At 69.0% G+C, this 1,702-nt stretch carries 1 pseudogene; it reads right to left on the bottom strand.

Annotated elements, in window-relative coordinates:
- Positions 1-1,684 (bottom strand): annotated as a pseudogene (locus tag AVTE2539_RS26205) (hypothetical protein); the annotation flags it as partial.
- Positions 1,685-1,702 lie beyond the last annotated feature (18 nt).

The following is a 1,702-nucleotide window of genomic DNA, read 5'->3' as shown; positions in this document are numbered from 1 at the left end:
GGTCGTAGCGCAGCACGGTGGTGCGGCTCGCGCCGCCCAGGCTGCTCACGATCTGCGTGGGCCGGCCCAGCGCATCGCGCGTGATGGCGGTGGCCCGCCCCAGCGCGTCGGTGAGGCTTTGCGGCAGGCCCAGGCTGTCGTAGGTGCGCGTGAGCGTGCCGCTGTCGGCGCTGGCTTCCTGGCTGGCATTGCCCAGGGCATCCCGCGTGTAGCTGGTGGCCACGCTCTTGAAGTCCGTGGCTTTGGTGACGGCATCCTGGGCGTTGTATTCCAGCGCGGCACTGGCGTTCTGCGCGTTGGTGAGGGTCTTCACGCGCCGCAGCGCGTCCAGCGCGAGGGTGGTGCTGCGGCTGGCGCCCCCAACGATCTCGGTGCTGCGGATGAGTTCGCCGTTGGCGTCGTAGCCATAGCCGCTGGTGCTGACCGTGCCGGTCGCGGCCGAGCCGATGGTGACGCTCTCCACCCGGTTCAAGCTGTTGATGGTGCGCGCGACCGTCCATGCGGCCTGGCCTTGCGCATCGGTGATGCTCTCATTGATCCGGTTGCCCATGCCGTCCAGGGTGTAGCTGGCGCTCGCCCCCCGGTTGTCGCTCCAGCCGGTCAGGCGCTGCGCGGCGTCGTAGGTGTAGCTGGTGGCGTAGCCGCTGGCCACGCTGGCGCTGGCCAGTTGCCCGCTGGCGGTGTAGGTGTAGCTGCTGACCTCGTCGCCGCGCTGCGCCCGCGTGAGCCGCCCGCGCGCGTCGTACTGGTAGCTGCTCACCAAGCCCGTGGGTGCGGTGTGGGTGAGCACCCGGCCGGCCGCGTCGTGGGTGTACAGGCTGCTCTGGCCCAGCGCGTTGGTGGCCTGGGTGAGGTGGCCCGCGCTGTCGTAGGCGTAGGTGGTCACAGCGCCGCCCGGGTCGGTCTCGCTGGCGACCAGGCCCGAGGGGTGGTAGGTCCAGACCCAGGTGCGCGAGACGGACGGGTTCACCGAGGTGTCCTTGATCGTCTGCGTGAGGACGTTGCCCTGGCCGTCGTACGTGTAGGCCGTCTCGCGGCCCGCCTCCGTCACCTTGACCGGCAGGCGCCACTGTGGGTGCCATTCGGTGCTGGTCGTGCGCGCCTGCGCCGTGCCGCTGGCCTGCGTGGTGCTCAGCGGCACGCGCCTGCCCGCATCCCATTGGTACGTCGTCACGCTTCCGAGAAAGTCCGTCTCGGAGTCGATCAGCCCTTGCGCGTTCTGCACACGCTGCGCGGCATCGGGCTTGCCCAGTGGATCGGGCTTGCTGGCACCACTGACGACCAGTTTGCCCAGGTTGAGGCTGTAGTTGAAGGTGCGCGCCGTGCCCAGGGGGTCGATGACGGTGGCGCCGGAGCCATCGGCTGCCGGATAGCTCACCTGGTAGCGGTTGACGCTGCCGGCCAGTTCGGTGCTGGTGGCCCGGCCCGTGCTGTCGTAGCCGAAGGTGCCCCAGCGCGCGCCGGTCTCGTCCACGATGCCGGTGAGGGCCTGCGGGAAGCCCGCATCTTCGTACAGGAAGGACCGGCTCTTGCCATCGGGATAGGTGACGCTGGAGAGCCGGCCGCTACCGTCGTAGGCATAGCCGATGGTTTGCTGATCGGGCGTGATGACGGAGGTCAGCCGGCCCGACGGTTGGTAATCAAGCAAGAGCTTCTGCCCGAACGGATTGGTGATGGAGGCCAAGAGTCCATAAGTGTGGTA

It is taken from the genome of Acidovorax sp. SUPP2539 (genome assembly GCF_030158975.1).
Classification (GTDB): Bacteria; Pseudomonadota; Gammaproteobacteria; order Burkholderiales; family Burkholderiaceae_C; genus Paracidovorax.
This window is presented reverse-complemented; position numbering and strand designations above follow the sequence as displayed.